The following is an 18,301-nucleotide window of genomic DNA, read 5'->3' on the forward strand; positions in this document are numbered from 1 at the left end:
CTGCGTCAGCGGCAGGTCCTCCCATCGCCGTCCGGTGATGGGAGGACCTGTGCTTTCGGCAGCGAGAGACCAGCGGGCTAAACGCCTGAACCCGCGGCGCTCGTGAGAACGACCAGTTGCCGGGTCGCCCGGGTCATCGCGACATAGCGGTCGACCGCCCCTTCGACACCCTCGCCGAACGCCTCCGGGTCGACGAGTACGACCAGGTCGAACTCGAGCCCCTTCGACAGCTCCGGGGTCAGCGACCGGACGCGGGAGGTCGCCCGGAAGGCGGGATCGCCGATGACGCAGGCGATGCCTTCGTCATGCGCCGCGAGCCAGGTGTCGATGATCGAGTCCCGATCCGCGACGGAGCCGTGTAGGACGGGGATGCCGCCGGCGCGGACGGAGGTCGGCACATTGGCGTCCGGGAGCGCCGCCCGGATGACCGGCTCGGCTTCCGCCATGACCTCCTCCGGGGTCCGGTAGTTGGTGCTCAGGGAGGCCACGGTGACCCGGTCCACCCCTACCCGCGCCAGCCGTTCCCGCCATGACTCCGTGAAACCGTGCCGGGCCTGGGCGCGGTCCCCGACGATGGTGAAGCTGCGGGAGGGGCAGCGCAGCAGCAGCATCTGCCACTCCGCGTCGGTCAGTTCCTGAGCCTCGTCGACGACGATGTGGGCGAACGGGCCGGCGAGCACGTCTCGTTCGGTGCCGGGCAGTGCGCTCTCGTCGATCAGGCCGGCCTGGAGGTCCTGTCCGCGCAGCATCGTCACCGCACCCTCGCCGTCGTCGTCGGCCGCGAGCATGTTGTCGATGACGCCGGCCATGCGCTCGCGTTCCGCCGCCACGGCGGCTTCGCGCCGACGTTTGCGCCGTGCCGCCTCCGGGTCGCCCAGCCGCTGCCGCGCCGCGTCCAGCAGCGGCAGGTCGGACACCGTCCAGGCCTGGGCGTCCGCGCGCTGCAGCTTCCGGACGTCCTCGCGGCTGAGCCAGGGAGCGCACATCCGCAGGTAGGCGGGTACCGACCACAGGTCCGAGACGAGGTCGGCCGCCTCCAGCAGCGGCCACGCGCGATGGAGGGTCGTCACCAGCTCTTCGTCGTGCAGCAGCGACCTTCGGAACACCTCCCGTGAGACGTCCTCGTCGTCGTGCTTGTCCATCAGGATCGTGACCAGCTCCTCCCAGATCAGGTCGCGCGCCTCGTTGTGCGGAGTGCCGGGTTCCGGTGCTTGGAACGCTTCCGCCCAGTCGTCGGCGCTCAGCCAGATGTCGGACCAGTGGGTCGTGACCGTCATCCCTTCGGCGGGCGGCTCCTCGTAGAACCGGACGGCTGTCTCGATGGCCTTCACCATGGACGCGGAGGACTTCAGGGCAGCGACCTCCGGGTCGCTCTCGATCGCCGCTCCGGCCCCCTCGGCGACGAGATCCCGCAGGGTGCAGGTCCGCACGCCCTCCTCTCCGAGGCTGGGCAGGACGTCACTGACGTAGGCCAGGTAGGGCTGGTGCGGACCGACGAACAGTACGCCGCCCCGGCGGTGACCGAGGCGAGGATCGGAGTACAGGAGGTAGGCGGAGCGGTGCAGGGCGACGACGGTCTTCCCCGTGCCCGGACCGCCGTCGACGACCAGAGCGCCGCGGGATCCCGCCCGGATGATGGCGTCCTGGTCGGCCTGGATGGTGGTGAGCACGTCTCGCATCCGGGCCGACCGGTTGCCGCCCAGACTGGCGATGAAGGCGGACTGGTCGTCCAGCGCGGCATGCCCTTCGAGTCCGTCAGCGCTGAACACCTCGTCCCAGTAGTCGCTGATCCGGCCGCCGGCCCAGCGATACCTGCGGCGGCTGGCCAGCCCCATCGGGTTGGCGTGGGTCGCCGCGAAGAACGGCTCGGCCGCGGGGGACCGCCAGTCGAGCAGCAGCCGACGACCCGCGCTGTCGGTGAGGCCGAGCCGTCCGATGTACACGGGCTCGGGGTCGTCCGCGCTGACGATGTGTCCGAGGCACAGATCCAGACCGAAGCGACGCAGGGCGCGCAGGCGGCCGGTCAACCGGTGGATCTCCATGTCCCGGTCCATCGCCTGCCGGCCGATGCCGCCGGGAGCCTTCAGCTCGGCATCGAGGCGATCGGACAGCTCGGCGATCGACTGATCGAGGCTCTCCGCGATGGCCGCGAAGTGCTGCTCGTCATGGGCGATCAATACCGGGTCGGCCTTGGGGGAGAGGTGGTCAGGAAGTTCAAAGGCGCTGGTCAGAGGCTTCATTGACAGGGATTCTGCGGCATGACGGAGGCCTTGCCACAAGCCCCCCGGTGCGCTATAAGTTGAGAGTGGCAAGGGATGGTGTTCTCTCCCTTGCCTTTGTTTTTGCCGTCAGCCGTGGCCGGCCAGGCCCTGCCCGAAGCGGCGACCGGAACCTGGAATCGTCTGATCGTGTGATCACATCCGGGTGATCGGCGCGGCCGCCATGGCCCGCCGAGAGCGGATCGCAGAATTCAGGAGTCTTCGTCCCTGTGCGCGCACGGCCGCTGCGCCCTGCGAGCGAGTCAGCGTAGGAGAGTCCTGAGGTGTTCCTTCTGCCCCGCCGCTTCGGTGTCCCCGCGTCGGCCATGGCCGCGGCCGTGGTCATCGCCTCCCCCGCCGGTGCCGGCTCCGCGGTGGCCGAGGGAAGCTGCTTCGACCGCACGACGCGGCCCTACACCTCCGTCGTGGACAGCCATCTCCACTTCCGCCCCTTCGGCGGCAAGTCCCTCTCCTTCGACGAGGTCAACGCGTACCTGAGAAAGAGCGGTGTCCGCTACGCGAACGTGTTCGGCATCGGCCAGAAGCTGCCGGCCGGTTCCGGCTGCACCTACTACCTGGACTGCCCCGGCACCCCCGTACTGCCGAGCATCAAGAACGACATCGTCAACGGCGAGAGCTACCTGGAGTCCAGACCCGAGGACCCGCGCCTGACACTGGCGATGACCTCCTTCGACCTCGCCCGTCCGGAGACCGTGCCGGCGCAGATCGCCCTGTACGACAAGGAGTTCCCGGGTCTGTTCCGCTGGGCCGGAGAGGTCAACCTCATCAAGGGCGCGCTCCTTCCCAACCAGCATCAACCCGCGACGGTCGAGGACATCAGAGGCTGGGCGCCCTTCATGCGGGAGCTGGAGCGGCGCGGCATCCCGATCACGATCCACTCGGATCTGGGCACGGACGCCGAACCCACGAAGTACCTCCACCTCTTCCGCGAGGTGCTGACCCGCTACCCCAGGAACAAGATCGTCTGGGCGCACATGGGGCTGTCGAAGGAACTCTCCGCGATGGACCCCGCCGCCCACATCGCCCTCGTCAAACGCCTCCTGGACCGGCACCCCAACCTGACCCTCGACCTGAGCTGGCGGGTCCTGGAGGACCAGTACTTCAGCAAGCCGGGCGTCCGGAAGAAGTACGCCGCCCTCTTCGACGCCTACCCCACCCGCGCCATCCCCGGCACGGACTTCGTCGCGTCACGGGACAAGAACTACGCCGTCTACAAGGAGGAGCTCGAAGTCACCAGCCGCATCAACAAGGCGCTGGGGGACGAGGCGTTCCGCGGCATCGCGCTCGGCCAGAACTACTTCCGCCTCCTCGGTCTGGAGACCAAGGCCCCTGTGGTGTGCAAGCGCACCCCGGACAAGCGCACCCGGGAGGTCTCGGGAGCCTGAACACCAGCGTCTTCACCACCCGACCGGACCGGGCACAGGATGTCGGGTCCGGAAGGATGAGCCCTCCCTAACGTTATGGGCGCAAGTGAGGGAGATGAAGTGCTGGAGCGGCTGAACGAGGCCCTGGAACACATCGAGTCGCATCTCGATCAGCGGATCGAGGCGGCCGATCTGGCCCGGATCGCCATGACGTCGGAATACCACTTCCGCCGGCTGTTCTCCTCCCTGGCGGGTATCCCGCTGTCGGAGTACATCCGGCGCAGGCGGCTCACCATCGCGGGTGCCGAGGTGCTCGCCGGAGAGCGGACGCTGCTGGATATCGCGGTGCGGTACGGATACGGCTCGGGGGAGGCGTTCGCGCGTGCGTTCCGGGCGGTGCACGGTGTGGGTCCGGGCGAGGCCCGGCGGACCGGTGCCTCGCTGCGCTCCCAGGCGCGGATGTCCTTCCGTCTCACCGTCGAAGGCAGCAGCAGTATGCGATACCGGGTCGTGGAGAAGGAGCGGTTCCGCGTGGTCGGCTCGAGGGCCCGTGTCCCTCTCGTCCACGAGGGCCCGAATCCGGCGATCGCCGATTTCATCCGGGGCATCGACCAGGAGACGATGCGGCGCATCGCCGCTCTGTCCGACCAGCAGCCGGAGGGGATCGTGGGGGTGAGCGACGACCTCGACCCGAGCCGGGCGGAGGGGACCGAGCTCGACTACTACCACGGTGTGGTGACCGGCGCCGCCGTGCCGGAGGGCATGGACGCGCTCACCGTGCCGGCGGGGGCCTGGGCGGTGTTCGAGAACTCCGGTCCGTTCCCGCAGGCGCTCCAGTACCTGTGGCGGGACGTCTTCACGCAGTGGTTCCCGTCCAACCCGTACCAGAGCCGACCGGGACCCGAGATCCTGCGCACCCGCCTCTCGCAGGACGGGACGAAGGCGGACGCGGAGCTGTGGATACCCGTGGAGCGGACCACGGTCTGAGCCGGCGGTCGGTAAGGGGGTCTCCCGCACCCGGGACACCCCGGCCGGGGAATCGCCTCAGACTCCCGGCGTCGTCAGGCCCCGCGCCGCATCCGCCAGGGCGTCCAGCACCGGGCGGATCAGGGGGTGGTCCTCCGCCCCGCGGCGCACCGCCGCGAACACGCGGCGGAACGCGGCCGGGCCGGCCACCGGGCGGACCACCACATCCCTCAGCTCCATGCCGCGCAGTGCGGAGCGCGGCACCAGGGCCACCCCCGCCCCCGCCCCGGCGAGAGCCACCACGGCCCGGAAGTCGTCGGAGGAGTGGACGAGCCGCGGGTCGAAGCCCGCCAGTTCGCAGGCGAGCAGGACCATGTCGTGGCACGGGTTGCCCGGGTACGGGCCGATCCAGTCGCTGTCCGCGAGCGCGGCCAGGGCGACCTCCGGCTCCTTCTCCAGCGGATGCCCGGCGTGCAGCACGGCGTCGAACGGCTCCGCGTACAGCGGCACGCGGGCCAGCCGCCTGTCGCCTATCGGCGGTGCGCCCCGGTACTCGACCGCCAGCGCCACGTCGGCCTCGCCGTCGAGGACCATCGGCAGCGACTCGTCGCCCTCGGCATCGCGCACCCGCACCCGGATGCCCGGGTGCAGCTCACCGAGCCGGCCGATCGCCGGGGCCAGCACCTCGGCGATGCCGGTCGCGAACGCCGCGACCGTCACCTCACCGGCGGTCCCGCCCGCGTACGCCGCGAGCTCCGCCTCGGCCCGCTCCAGCTGGGCCAGTACCTCGTTGGCGTGCTCCAGCAGGATCTCGCCGGCCGCGGTCAGCCGTACGCCCTTGCCACTGCGGGTCAGCAGGGTGTGCCCGGTCTCCTGCTCCAGCGCGGCGAGCTGCTGGGAGACGGCGGACGGAGTCAGGTAGAGCGCCGCGGCCGCGGCGGTCACCGTGCGGTGATCCGCCGCGGCGCGCAGGATGCGCAGACGCCGAGGGTCGATCATTCGACGATTGTCACCCAGCCATGGCGGCCCGTGCGTCGACGAACGCCGCCACCGCCCGCTCCACGTCCTGCGTCGAGTGGGCCGCCGACAGCTGCACCCGGATGCGGGCCTGCCCCATCGGCACCACGGGGTAGGAGAACCCGATCACGTACACGCCCCGCTCCAGCAGCAGCTCGGCCATCCGCGCCGCCTCGGCCGCGTCGCCGATCATCACCGGGGCGATGGCGTGCTCGCCGGGCAGGATCTCAAAGCCCGCCTCCGTCATCCGGCTACGGAACAGCTTGGTGTTCGCCTCCAGCTTCTCCCGCAGGTCACCGGCGGACTCCAGCAGGTCCAGCACCTTCAGCGAGGCCGCGGCGATCACCGGCGCCAGCGAGTTGGAGAAGAGGTACGGGCGGGAACGCTGGCGCAGCAGCTCGACGATCTCCGCGCGCGCCGCGACGTACCCGCCGGAGGCGCCACCCAGCGCCTTGCCCAGCGTGCCGGTGATGATGTCGACGCGGTCCATGACGCCGTGCAGCTCGGGCGTGCCGCGCCCGCCGGCGCCGACGAAGCCGACCGCGTGCGAGTCGTCGACCATCACCATCGCGCCGTAGGCGTCGGCGAGGTCGCAGATCTCCTGCAGCGGCGCGACGTATCCGTCCATCGAGAAGACACCGTCGGTGACGATCAGCCGGCGCCGCGCGTCCTGCGTCTCCTTGAGCTGCTTCTCCAGGTCGGCCATGTCGCGGTTGGCGTACCGGTGGCGGCGCGCCTTGGACAGGCGGATGCCGTCGATGATGGAGGCGTGGTTGAGGGCGTCGGAGATCACCGCGTCCTCGGGACCGAGCAGCGTCTCGAAGACGCCGCCGTTGGCGTCGAAGCAGGAGGAGTACAAGATGGTGTCCTCCTGCCCCAGGAACGCCGACAGCCGCTGCTCCAGCTCCTTGTGGATCTCCTGGGTGCCGCAGATGAAACGCACGGACGCCATGCCGTAGCCCCAGCGGTCCAGCGCCTCCTTGGCCGCGGCGACGACCTCCGGGTGGTCGGCGAGTCCCAGGTAGTTGTTGGCGCAGAAGTTCAGGACGTCGCCGGAGGGCACGGACACCGTGGCGCTCTGCGGGGTGCCGATGACCCGCTCGGGCTTGTAGAGACCGGCATCGCGGATCTCGTCGAGGGTGGCGCGCAGCTCGTCGCGGACGGAGGCGTACATGAGGGGAACTCCTAGGGGAAGGTCAGGCGGTCCAGTCGAGGATGATCTTGCCGCTGCGGGCGGTGGCGGCCTCGTCGAAGGCCGCCTCGAAGTCGCGATGGGAGTAGCTGCCGGTGATCACCGGGCTGAGGTCGAGGCCGCCCTCGAGGAGTACGGTCATCGCGTACCAGGTCTCGAACATCTCGCGGCCGTAGATGCCCTTGATGGTGATCATCGAGGTGACGATCCTGGACCAGTCGACGGCGAAGTCCTCGGCGGGCAGACCGAGCATCGCTATCCGGCCGCCGTGCGTCATGTTGGCGACCATGCCCCGCAGGGCCTCGGGGCGGCCGGACATCTCCAGGCCGATGTCGAAGCCCTCGCGCAGCCCCAGCTGCCGCTGAGCCTCCTCGATGGTGCCGCGCGACACATCGACCGCGAGCGTGGCACCGACCTTGCGGGCCAGCTCCAGCCGGGACTCGCTCACATCGGTGATCACCACGTTGCGCGCACCGGCGTGCCGGGCGACCGCCGCCGCCATGATCCCGATGGGCCCGGCGCCGGTGATGAGCACGTCCTCGCCGACCAGCGGGAAGGACAGCGCGGTGTGCACGGCGTTCCCGAACGGGTCGAAGATCGCCGCGACGTCCAGGTCCACCTTCGTGCGGTGCACCCACACATTGCAGGCGGGCAGCGCCACGTACTCGGCGAACGCGCCGTTGCGCCCCACACCCAGCCCGACCGTGCGCCGGCACAGGTGCCGCCGCCCGGCCAGGCAGTTGCGGCACTTGCCGCACACCAGGTGTCCCTCGCCGCTGACCAGGTCGCCGACGGCGATGTCCCGCACGTCCGCGCCGACCGCCGCGACCTCGCCGACGAACTCGTGGCCCAGCACCAGCGGCGTCGACACCGCCTGCTGCGCCCAGCCGTCCCAGGAGCGGATGTGCAGGTCGGTACCGCAGATGCCGGTGCGCAGCACCCGGATCAGCACGTCCCCGGGGCCGGTCTCGGGCTCGGGGACGTCCATGAGCCACAGGCCGGGCTCGGCCTTGTGCTTGACGAGTGCCTTCATGGGCATGACTCCAGGCGGGAAGTGCGGGGGAAGATCAGAGACGTGCACAATCTGCGCGAGCCCCGCCCGCCGCGTCCATCGAGGATTTCTTAAGCCGGGCAACAGCACAGCTTCACGCGCCCCGCCCGCGGGCAGCGCCCGGCCCGTCGCGGACCTCGGCCGCGCGGGCCCGGGCCGCGACGCGGGCCGGTGCCGCACCGCACGCTCAGCCGGCGGCCGCGCCGAACCACTCCGGCAGCCGGCCGAGCAGATCCTGCTGATCTTCGCCGACCCAGGCCACATGGCCGTCCGGCCGCAGCAGCACCGCGGGCGCGTCCAGCTCCTCGCTGACGTCGACGACGTGGTCGACCCGGTCCGCCCAGCCCGCCACCGACAGCCGGCCGGTCTGGTCGAGCAGCAGTCCGCGGCCGCCGTGCATCAGCTCGTAGAGGCGCCCCCGCTTCAGCGCCACGTCCCGCATCCGCCGGCCGAGCAGTTCGTGGCCCTCGCCGAAGTCGTAGCGGACCCCGACCGCGGTGATCATCTCCGTCACGTACCGGTTCACCTCCGCGAAGTCCATCAGCCGCGAGAACAGCTCCCGCAGCGCGGTCGCACCCGGATCGGTCCCCAGCAGCGTGATCTGCGCCCGGGTGTTGTCCAGCACGCGGGCGCCCACCGGGTGCCGTTCGGCGTGGTAGCTGTCCAGCAGCCCCTCAGGTGCCCAGCCGTTGATCTCGGCGGCCAGCTTCCAGCCGAGGTTGAACGCGTCCTGCACGCCGAGGTTGAGCCCCTGCCCGCCGGTCGGCGGGTGGATGTGCGCCGCGTCGCCGGCCAGCAGCACCCGGCCTACCCGGTAGCGCTCGGCCTGCCGGGTGGCGTCGCCGAACCGGGACAGCCAGCGCGGCGAGTGCGCGCCGAAGTCGGTGCCGGCGACCGCCCGCAGCCGCTGCTTGAACTCCTCCAGGGTCGGCGCGGCCGTGCGGTCCTCGGCCACGCCGTCGGCGGGCACGACAAGGCGGTAGACCCCGTCCCCGCTGGGGACGGCGCCGAACCGCAGCTGGGTCTTGCGGACTTCGGCGACGACGGCGGCGATCCTCGCCGGATCCTCGGTCAGTTCCATATCGCCCAGCAGGGTCTCGACCTTGGCCGGCTCGCCGGGGAAGCCGACGCCGATCTGCTTGCGCACCGTACTGCGGCCTCCGTCGCACCCGACGAGGTAGCGCGAACGCAACCGCGTGCCTCCCCCGCCGGCTACGCGCCCATTGGTGGGGGTGCCCCCACTCCGGAGCTCGACGGTCACCGATTCCTCGTCCTGGCTCAGCCCGACCACTTCGCAGCCGCGCCGGATCTCGGTACCGAGTTCCAGGGCACGCTCGTTGAGCAGCCGCTCGGTGACCGGCTGAGGATGGGCCAGGCCGTACGGGTGACCCGTGTCCAGCTGCTCCGGCCACGGCTTGGCGATGCCGCCGAAGAGACCGCCGACCTGGAACTTCTCACTGACCGCGAGGAAGCGGTCCAGCAGGCCGCGCTGGTCCATCATCTCGACGCTGCGCGTGTGCAGGCCCTGCCCGCGGGACTGCCCGGTCGGCTCGGTCAGCTTCTCCAGTACCACCACGTGCACACCGTGCAGCCGCAACTCGCCGGCCAGCATCAACCCAGTCGGTCCACCGCCGACCACGATCACGTCGATCATCGCAATTCCCCCTGTGTATCCCCGCATGTCCGCGGGTTCTCGCATCGGTGGGTGATTCTGCGGCACGACGGGGGTCTTGCGGCAAGGCCCCCGGTGCGCTATACGTTGAGAGTGGCAAGGAGCGGGTATCCCTCCTTGCCTTTACGTTTTCGGCCTTCGCCTTTCGACCCCTCAGGTTGACCCTTCGGGGGCTTCTTGACCTGAAGGCGTGCGTCCCGCAAGTGATCATCGGCCGTAGATTGATCACATGACGGAGGAGACGCAGACGGGGGCGATACCCCGGCCGCCGAGGAAGCAGAACCCGAAGCGAAACCGCAAGCGGGGGCGGCATGCCGCGCCGAAGTCCAGGGCGGGCGGGGGCGGGTTGATGCGTTCCTCCCTGCTGATGGCGGCGGGGACGATCGTCTCCCGGGCGACCGGGCTGTTCAGGCAGGTGCTCCAGGCCGCCGCGCTCGGCACCGGGCTCCTCGCGACGACGTACAACCAGGCCAACACCGTGCCGACGAGCCTGTACTTCCTCTTCATCGGCGGGGCGCTGAATTCGGTACTCGTGCCGCAGCTGGTGCGGGCCAGGACCGAGCAGCCCGACGGCGGGCGGGCCTTCGAACAGCGCCTGGTCACCCTCGTGCTGTCGGTCCTCGCACTCGGCACGGTGCTGGCCGTATGGGCCGCCCCACAGATCGTCAGCCTCTACCAGAGCGACACGCCGGAGAACCATGCCGCGTTCGAGCTGACCGTGACGTTCGCGCGGTTCCTGCTGCCGCAGATCTTCTTCTACGGAGTCTTCAGCATCCTGGGACAGGTGCTCAACGCCCGGAACCGCTTCGGGGCGATGATGTGGACTCCGGTCCTGAACAACGTCGTCCTGATCGCCGTGTTCGGCGCCTACATCACCCTCATGACCGTCCCGGACAGCGTGCGGGACATCACCCAGACCCAGGTGACGCTGCTGGGCGTCGGCACCACGACCGCTCTCGCGGTCCAGGCGCTCGCACTGATCCCCTTCGTCCGCGCCGCCGGCTTCCGCTTCCGCCCGCGCTTCGACTGGCGCCGCACCGGCTTGCGCAAGAGCATCAGCGCGGCCCGCTGGACGCTGCTGTTCGTGCTGGTCAACCTGGTGGCCAGCACCATCGTGACGCGCTACGCCTCCGCGGCCGACCAGGCCCTGCCCACGGACGGCGTGGGCTTCACCGCCTACTCCAACGCGCAGACGATCTGGATGCTGCCGCAAGCCATCATCACCGTCTCGCTCGTCACCGCTCTGCTGCCACGGATGAGCCGGGCCGCGGCCGAGCGGCGCCTGGACGACGTCCGCGGCGACCTCTCCCGCGCGCTGCGGATCAGCGGCGTGGTCATCGTCCCCGCCGCCTTCTTCTTCCTCGTCTTCGGGCCGGAGATCGCCCAGCTGCTGTTCGCCCACGGAGCGGCCGACGCGGATTCCGCCCGGCCGCTGGGCCACATGCTCCAGGCGTTCGGCCTCGGCCTCATCCCGTTCTCCGCGCAGTACCTGCTGCTGCGCGGCTTCTACGCCTTCGAGGACACCCGGACCCCGTTCTGGATGGCCGTCTGGATCGGCGCCGTCAACATCGCCCTGGCCACCTCCTGCCACCTGCTGTTGCCCGCGCGCTGGGCGGTGACGGGCATGGCCGCCGCCTACGCCGCCTCCTACGGCATGGGTCTTCTCATCACGGCCGCGCGGCTGCGGCGACGGCTGGAAGGCCGCCTTGACGGCAGGCGACTGTGCCGCACCTACGGCAAACTCACCGGTTCGGCGGTCCTGGCCGGCGCGCTCGGCTGGCTCGTGGCCCACTCCGTCCCCGGGTACCTGGCGGCGGACGGGGCCCCGGCCATGAACCTGGCCGCGGGCGGTACCACGATGGCGCTGCTGTTCCTGCTGCTCGCACGCCTCCTGAACGTCGGTGAGCTGCGCCGTCTGCCCGGCCTGAGGTAGCCGACGGGGAGTGTCGATCGCGACCTGACCAGCGGACTCAGTCCTTCGGGCCGGCCCGCGCGGGACTGCGGCCGTGGTCCGCGGCGTATGCCGTGAAGATCTCCTCGGTCGAGCCGCCGGTGTGCAGGAAGTGCTGGTCCAGGACGGCGGCGAGGTCCTCCATGGCGTCGCCGAGGACGGCGGCGGCCAGCCGTACCTCCTCCTGTCGGGCCGCCTTGCCCCGCTCGGCGAGGTGCGTGGCGTAGCCGGTCATGGCGGCGAGGGAGGTCCGGTCCTCGCCGTCGTGGAAGTAGTACGACTCGGCGTGCTGGGTGAAGTCGACACGTACCCGCATCACGTCGGTGGCCAGACTCTCCAGCAGCGCGGCGTCCAGGGCGGATTCCAGCCGGCCCTGCGAGCGGTTGGTGCCCTGCAGCAGCGCCAGCCGCAGGGCCAGGACTCTGCGGCGGGAGAGCGCCGGGTAGATCTCCAGCACCCAGGAGACGGTGGCCGTCAGCAGGGCGAAGCCGATCAGGGCCTCGGCCGGCGCGGTGACACGCAGCCAGGCCGCGCTGGGCGCCACGTCCCCCAGGCCAAGGGTGGCGACGGTGACCAGGGAGAAGTACAGCCCATCGAGGAAATCCGCCCGCTGGGGCGCCTTCGCCCCGGTCGCGAAGGTGAAGCCCTCCGGCATGTGCGGCCAGTAGATCATCGCCCAGCCCAGCACGACCGTGGCGGCCCACATGCCGACCACGGTGACCATGGCCAGCGGGCCCGCCAGCCCCGCCGCGCCCCCGCGGACGTGCACGTGCCGGGAGAGGCGCCACAGCGCCGTCATCACCAGCCGGCTCACGCCTCCCCGGCGGGTGGGGTGCCACAGCGTGTGGAACACATCCCGCAGGGCGGCCATGACGAGCAACGCTCCCAAGAGCGAGACCAGCCACTCCATCCGCTTCTCCCACCACGGCACGACCGCGCAGAGTATTTGAGTCAGGTGTGAGGGCCGCCGGCCCGCGGCCGGGTCGGCATGACGTGAGCCGAAGCCTAGGGGGTGTCCGACGGACGCAGGCCCGCGACACGATCGGTGGACGGGTCAGCCGTTCCGCTCTGTGTGCGCTGGCGGGCCCGCGACCGGTCTGCTCCCCTGAAGGAAGACGGGACGAAGTGAGGTGAGCGGCCGTGCACGGCAATCCCGCGGACCGGTCCGGGCCGGCGGGCGGTGCCTCGCCCGGCGAGGACGGCATCGCCACCCGCGTCGCGCTCCGCCGGGAACAGCTGGGGATGTCCCGTGAGGACCTGGCCAGGCGGGCCGGGATGTCGACGGCGTACCTCCGCCACATCGAGGAGTTGGGAACCGGCTTCGATCCCGGGGCGCTGATGCGGCTCGCGGCCGTGCTGGAGATGACGTACGAGGAGCTGACGGCCGGTCGCCGCGACGCGCCGCCGGGCCGGGGCGGGCCGGCGGCCCACCCGGTTCTGACGCGGCTGTCCGAGCGGGAGTGCTGGGATCGGCTGGGCACGCACGGCATCGGACGCCTGGCCCACACGGCCGGCACGACCGGCGGGGCTCCGGTGCTGCTGCCGGTCAACTTCCTGGTGGACGGGCACAGCGTCGTCTACCGCACGGACCCGGCCGGCGCGGCGGCGGTCGGCGCGGGAGCCGAGGTCGCCTTCGAGACCGACCACGTGGACGAGGTGAGCGGGCTGGGCTGGAGCGTGTCGGTGGCGGGCACGGCCGAGCACCTCACCGACCCCGAGGTGCTCGACGCGCTCGCGCGGCGCCCCGGCGCCGAGCCCTGGGCCGGTGGCAGGCGCGAGCTGTGGATCCGCATCCTGCCCCGCCAGGTGACCGGCCGCGTCATCCGGGCGCTGCACGGGCCGAGCCCATGACCGAGGACCATGCCGGCACCCGACGAGGCCCCGCGGCCACGAGCACGTCGATCGGCGCCCGGGGGCGAAGACACCCCCATCGGGTCGCCGCCGCTGCCGTGACCGCCGCGCCCGGTCGACCCCTACCGGGCCAAGGACGTGTGGACGAGGCTGATGATCTCCTCGTCGTCGAGTCCGAGCCGGCGGGCCTGCGCGACCAGTTCGCGGGCGTGGGCCGCGAGGCGGGCGCGGCCGGAGGGCTGGGTGCCGGTGACGACCGCGCCCCGGCCGCGGCGCAGGTCCACCAGCCCCTCGTCCCGCAGGAGTTGGTAGCCGCGCAGCACCGTGTGCATGTTGACGTCGAGAGACGCGGCGAGTTGCCGGGCGGGCGGCAGGCGGTCGCCGCCGTGGAGTTCGCCGTCGGCGATGGCCTGGCGTACGCGGCCGGCGATCTGATCGACGAGGGAGAGTGGCGAGTTCGGATCGAGGCGGAACAGCATGTCACGTCCCCTGCTGGTCCTGTGCGCGGGCGGCGAGGGCGTTGAGCAGGGCTGCCGCGGTGGGGGCGTCGTCCACGGTGACGACGAACTCGCTGCCGTGCGCGAGCCGCGCCGAGATGGCGGTGCCGCGGCGGAGGATGATGCCGCTCGCTCCGGCGCGGGCGCGGTAGCCCCAGCCCGAGAAGTCGCGCAGGGGGTCTATCTCGCGACTGGTGGCCTCCTCGATCCGTTCCAGCGGAATGGTCAGCCGGGGGCGGGGGAGCAGGGCCGGGGTGACCGTGATGCCCCGCCGGTCCACGGTCACCCGCGCGGCGGTGAACAGCGCCAGCGGGGCAGCGCCAGCGAGCAGCCCGATTCCCGTCCCCCAGTCCGCGGTGCAGGCGGTCACCGCTCCCGCCACGGCGAGCGCCGCCGCGGTGAGCAGGATCGCGGGTGAGCCGGCGGTCCGCGTCCAGACGGCCGTCTCACCCACGGCCAGCTCCAGCCGGGGGGCGGTCGCGGAGGGGCCTCGCCGCACGGCCGGCACCGGAACGCCGGGGCCGGCCAGCAGCCAGCTCAGCCCGCCGCCCACGGCGGCCGCCGCCAAGGCGAGGAGCAGTTGCGAGGTGGGCAGGGTGACGGCCGCCGCGTCACCGGATGCGGTGTCGGCGTTGGCCCGCAGCGTGACCGCGAAGGCGGTGGCAAGGAGCGCGGCGACGGCGCACCCCGTGGCGGTCAGGGCGCGTTGCAGCGCCGGGGCGGTCCCGGTGAGGTGCGTCAACACGGAGAACAGCGTCCCGGTGGCCGTCAGTACGCCGAGTGCGGTGCCGAGGAAACCGCCGGTCCCGCTGAAGCCGTCCGCGCCGCCGTCGGCCTCGAAGTGGGTGGCCAGTGGGTCCGGCAACCGGTCCCGCACAGCGGCGAAGACGACCGTCACAGCGACGATGGCCATGGCGAACGAGGCCGAAACCACCAGCGTCCGGCGCAGGTTCACCGCACCCGTCGAACTTTGGAACACGACCAACCATCCCTTCATTGTTCGCCTAACACTAGAACAATGAGGGCGCACAAGTCATGCGAATCGCCAGAGGGTGTCCGGCGGGTCGCCGCGACGCCGCGCAGACCCGTCGGACACCTTCCAGGCCCGATGGGGAGTCCTGATCGGGACACAGCCCCGAGACCGTACCGTGGCGCGGTCATGTCAGAGTTGTGACGAAGTTGCTGATGAGGGGCGTGTAAGTGGTGATTGAATGGGCAACAGCATGATCATTTCGAACCGCACTCACACGGGGGAACTCATGAAGAACACGCGTGGCTCATTCGCCCGGCGCACCGCCACCGCAGCCGCCTTCGTCGCCGTACTGCTGCCGTTGGCGGCCTGTGACGAGGACGCCGACGCGGATGCCGGCGGTACCGCCAAGCCGTCGCAGAGCGCCCCGGCGCAGACCGATGCCCAGCCGAACGGTGTGGAGAAGCTCTCCGGCAAGGAGATCTACAACAAGGGCATGCGGACCAACGCCGAAGCCGGCTCCTTCCACGAGAAGATGAGCCGCAAGGACGCCAAGACCGACGTGAAGATCTCCGCGACGGAGTGCGTCGGCACGGTCGAGCAGATCGGACACGGTTCGTTCCAGGTCATTCGCAAGGGTAACGACGTCTGGGCCAAGGTCGACGCGGCGTTCGCCGGTTGGGCCCAGGAGAACGGCAGCAGCGTGCCCGCCGACAAGTGGATGCACGGCACCCCGGAGAACGAGGTGATGCAGGCACTCAGCAGCTTCTGCCACCACGAGCAGTTCACCAAGCCGGACACGGCCTCGGTGGACATGGCCAAGGGACAGGTCGCCACGGTGGACGGAGTCTCGGTCGTGCCGGTCTCCGTCAAGGGCAACGGCAATGCCGCGACCTACTACTTCGCCACCACGGGCAAGCCCTACCTGCTCAAGCGGGACAGCACCGCGGACAGCCCCGAGAGCCCGGACATCGAGTACTCCGAGTTCGGCACTCCGGTCGGTGCGAAGGCGCCGTCGGGCGTGATCGTGGAGGCGCCGAAGAGCTGAACGGCGCGAGGGCGGCGACGCGGCGATGCGCGTGACTGACGGTCCGGCGGGCAGCTCCCGCCGGACCGATCCCCTGACCGCGCGGATCACCGCCCTTGCCCCGAATGGGGCACTGCGCCACCGCGCGCACGAATGAGTGGCGCTGGTCGTCGATCGGCCTATCGGCCGCATTTTCTTCCGGAGGTGCTGGTACACGGAGCGCATAGCCCGCCCGCAGCCAGGAGCCGGACATGAGCGTCCTTTCGATCCCCCGCATCTTCTTCCGAGGTCAGTCGGCGTGGAATCCCGCGACGATGAACAACAATGCCCGGTTCCCCACCTATGACTACCGGACGGCGGATCTCAACTGGGACTATCTGGGGACCCAGAAGGTCGACGGGCAGGCGATCACCAGGAAGAACTTCCGCGAGCTGTTCCCCAAGTGGGCGCACACCTTCCAGAAGCCAGGGCGCCCCGAATGGGAAGAGGAACCGCCGGCGGAATGGGGTTTCTACGGCGCGAGCGACTGGTGGCTCCACACCCCGCCGCGGTACACCCTCGACGGCAAGGGGGTGTACACCCAGATCACCGGCGGGCAGACCGAATACGGCGGCGATCCGAACGGCGTGAACGGCGACCCGCTGGTGGGCGCCGTGATCAACCTGGCCGGCGACCCCTTCCCGGTGGCGAGTCGCTCCACCGAGGAGGCGATGGGTGCCGACTGCGAGTTTCCGCGGTCGGCCTACCACACCAACTGCACCATGGTGGACACCAACCCGTACGGCACCTGGAGTACGTCCTTCTTCGCGCGCAGACTGCAGATCGGAAGCAGGACGAGCCCTGAGGAGTTCTTCTTCGGCGACATCGACGAGGGGACGTGCCTGAGCTCGCGCTGGATCAACTTCGGGCGCAACCTGAACATCGACCCGCTCAATGGAATCCTCCTCGACGGTGTCGGCGGCGCGGTCTTCCAGATCGGCATCAGGAAGGAGAAACTCACATTCGCCGATGACGGATCGCCGCTCCTGCTCCGGCTGCGGGACGAGATGGAGCGCACCGGCGCGCAGGGCATCATGATGCGTTTCTGCGCCTACCTGACCACCTATTTCCCCGGCCCGGACTTCGCCGACCTGCCCGATGTGAAAGAGCGGTACAAGAAACTGCTGCGGCTGTGGGAGGAGGACCGGAAAGCGGGGAGTCCGCCGCGGCGCAATCCCTGTGTGTCGAAGGTCGTGGGCTCGATCGGCCTCTGGCACGCCAAGGAGCTCGCCACCGTGCCCGGAGGCCGCTTCCTCGCCCCGCGGCAGTCGCTGCGCGTCGAGGTCCCCGAGGATCGCACCAAGCCGTACCGCGACGCCTGGTTCGGCCCGGCGGCCGCCGAGGTGCACAAGGCCGATGGCGACCTGCATGTCAGCCTCGACATGGGGATGACCGTCCCCGAGCGGGGCGCCACCGGGGAGAAGGAGGACGCGTTCGGCGCGCTGGAGCTGGTCCTTTCGCCCGCGGGCCCGGAGGGCGACGCCGCCCCCAGGGTGCTGGCCGAGATCAAGCCGCAGGAGTACGCGCGCCCGGCCTACGAGAGGACCGCGGGCATCCTCGACATCCCGGTCGGTGACCTGGCCACCGAGGAGGAGCTCGCGAGCGGCCTCCTGAGCTTGCGTTGCCGGCCCGACGGCGAGCAGCTGACCATGCTGGCGGAGACGGAGCTCACGGCGCAGACCGACGACCGCGGCGTCTTCGTCGAAGAGGACGAGACCGTGACGGTCCCGGTGGAGGTACGGCTCAAGGGCGAGGTGCCCGGGCCGGACGCCGCGATCCTGGTGCGCGCGCAGGAGTACCTCCAGGTGCCCCGGCCGCCCGCCGCGTGCGCCATGGACTGGAGCCTGCCGGAGTCCGACGACGAACGGACCCTGGACATCCTTGAGGAGACCGTCCCCGTGGTGGACGGACGGGCCGAGATCCGCTTCCGGCCGGTCACCGGCGAAGGGAAGCTGCCGGGCATCCCCACCGTCGTGTTCTTCCCCTACCGCGAGGTCGAGCAGCCGCCGGAGCCGCCGCGGGAGATCAGGTACGCCCCTGGCCCGGTGTCCCACACCACGGCCTTCTACTGCGCCGTACGAGTGATGCCGTTCGACAACGGCCTCCCGGGGGAGTTCAGCGACCACTGCGAACAGCACGGCAACGACCCCGTCAAGGCGTGGGAGTTCGTCTACGACCGCATCCTGTACGCCTACGACATGGTGTTCCCGGTCATGAAGCACTACGCCGCCCTCGACCTGGGGAACCGCGAGGTCGTCGACCGCAACATCGAGCTGATCCTGGAGCTGAGCTCCCCTCAGATGCGGCATTCGTCGCTGTTCATGCCGATCAACCGCGATCTGTCGAAGGGCAGACGGCAGGTGCTCGCGATGTACCGCGACCTGATCCGGGCCGGCAGGACGTAACCCCCAAGACGATCAAGGAG

At 70.6% G+C, this 18,301-nt stretch carries 14 protein-coding genes; 6 read left to right on the forward strand and 8 right to left on the reverse strand.

Annotated features, from left to right (window positions below; all coding sequences use genetic code 11):
• Positions 1-77: 77 nt before the first annotated feature.
• On the reverse strand, positions 78-2,240 hold the full coding sequence (gene helR / locus AC4BDD_RS29900) for an RNA polymerase recycling motor ATPase HelR (RefSeq protein ID WP_490688602.1): 2,163 nt from the start codon (positions 2,238-2,240) through the stop codon (positions 78-80).
• 302 nt (positions 2,241-2,542) lie between these two features.
• Between helR and AC4BDD_RS29905 the strand changes: the two genes are divergently transcribed.
• Together AC4BDD_RS29905 and AC4BDD_RS29910 are read left to right on the forward strand one after the other, a co-directional pair.
• On the forward strand, positions 2,543-3,664 hold the full coding sequence (locus tag AC4BDD_RS29905; RefSeq protein WP_490688603.1) for an amidohydrolase family protein: 1,122 nt from the start codon (positions 2,543-2,545) through the stop codon (positions 3,662-3,664).
• 99 nt (positions 3,665-3,763) lie between these two features.
• Positions 3,764-4,630: an AraC family transcriptional regulator gene (locus tag AC4BDD_RS29910; protein ID WP_490691978.1), complete on the forward strand. Its 867-nt coding sequence runs from the start codon at positions 3,764-3,766 to the stop codon at positions 4,628-4,630.
• A gap of 57 nt (positions 4,631-4,687) precedes the next feature.
• Here the strand turns inward: AC4BDD_RS29910 and AC4BDD_RS29915 are convergent, their stop codons facing one another.
• From AC4BDD_RS29915 to rox, 4 genes are all read right to left on the reverse strand, one after another.
• A complete protein-coding gene (locus AC4BDD_RS29915; protein ID WP_490688604.1) occupies positions 4,688-5,608 on the reverse strand; it encodes a LysR family transcriptional regulator in 921 nt (306 codons plus the stop codon).
• A gap of 10 nt (positions 5,609-5,618) precedes the next feature.
• Positions 5,619-6,800 (reverse strand): glycine C-acetyltransferase, encoded by a 1,182-nt coding sequence (locus AC4BDD_RS29920; protein WP_490688605.1) that lies wholly within the window; start codon positions 6,798-6,800, stop codon positions 5,619-5,621.
• A 22-nt stretch (positions 6,801-6,822) separates the two neighbouring features.
• Positions 6,823-7,851, reverse strand: a complete 1,029-nt coding sequence (tdh, locus tag AC4BDD_RS29925; RefSeq protein WP_490688606.1) for an L-threonine 3-dehydrogenase — start codon at positions 7,849-7,851, stop codon at positions 6,823-6,825.
• 205 nt (positions 7,852-8,056) lie between these two features.
• Positions 8,057-9,523, reverse strand: a complete 1,467-nt coding sequence (rox, locus tag AC4BDD_RS29930; RefSeq protein ID WP_490688607.1) for a rifampin monooxygenase — start codon at positions 9,521-9,523, stop codon at positions 8,057-8,059.
• Positions 9,524-9,890: 367 nt separating this feature from the next.
• On the opposite strand from rox, the gene murJ reads away from it, so the two are divergent.
• Positions 9,891-11,474: a murein biosynthesis integral membrane protein MurJ gene (murJ, locus tag AC4BDD_RS29935; RefSeq protein WP_490691979.1), complete on the forward strand. Its 1,584-nt coding sequence runs from the start codon at positions 9,891-9,893 to the stop codon at positions 11,472-11,474.
• 37 nt (positions 11,475-11,511) lie between these two features.
• Here the strand turns inward: murJ and AC4BDD_RS29940 are convergent, their stop codons facing one another.
• On the reverse strand, positions 11,512-12,423 hold the full coding sequence (locus AC4BDD_RS29940) for a potassium channel family protein (RefSeq protein WP_490688608.1): 912 nt from the start codon (positions 12,421-12,423) through the stop codon (positions 11,512-11,514).
• Between the two features lie 209 nt (positions 12,424-12,632).
• Here AC4BDD_RS29940 and AC4BDD_RS29945 point away from each other — a divergent pair, with 209 nt between their 5' ends.
• The gene (locus AC4BDD_RS29945; protein ID WP_490688609.1) at positions 12,633-13,343 is read left to right on the forward strand and encodes a helix-turn-helix domain-containing protein; all 711 of its coding nucleotides are present in this window, start codon (positions 12,633-12,635) and stop codon (positions 13,341-13,343) included.
• A gap of 122 nt (positions 13,344-13,465) precedes the next feature.
• On the opposite strand, the gene AC4BDD_RS29950 is transcribed toward AC4BDD_RS29945, so the two are convergent.
• The gene (locus AC4BDD_RS29950) at positions 13,466-13,822 is read right to left on the reverse strand and encodes a GntR family transcriptional regulator (protein ID WP_490688610.1); all 357 of its coding nucleotides are present in this window, start codon (positions 13,820-13,822) and stop codon (positions 13,466-13,468) included.
• A gap of 1 nt (position 13,823) precedes the next feature.
• Positions 13,824-14,819: a hypothetical protein gene (locus AC4BDD_RS29955; protein ID WP_490688611.1), complete on the reverse strand. Its 996-nt coding sequence runs from the start codon at positions 14,817-14,819 to the stop codon at positions 13,824-13,826.
• Between the two features lie 280 nt (positions 14,820-15,099).
• Between AC4BDD_RS29955 and AC4BDD_RS29960 the strand changes: the two genes are divergently transcribed.
• Positions 15,100-15,858 (forward strand): hypothetical protein, encoded by a 759-nt coding sequence (locus tag AC4BDD_RS29960; protein WP_490688612.1) that lies wholly within the window; start codon positions 15,100-15,102, stop codon positions 15,856-15,858.
• 293 nt (positions 15,859-16,151) lie between these two features.
• The gene (locus AC4BDD_RS29965; protein ID WP_490688613.1) at positions 16,152-18,281 is read left to right on the forward strand and encodes a hypothetical protein; all 2,130 of its coding nucleotides are present in this window, start codon (positions 16,152-16,154) and stop codon (positions 18,279-18,281) included.
• Positions 18,282-18,301 lie beyond the last annotated feature (20 nt).

Source organism: Streptomyces sp. JLBT605, assembly GCF_058215555.1.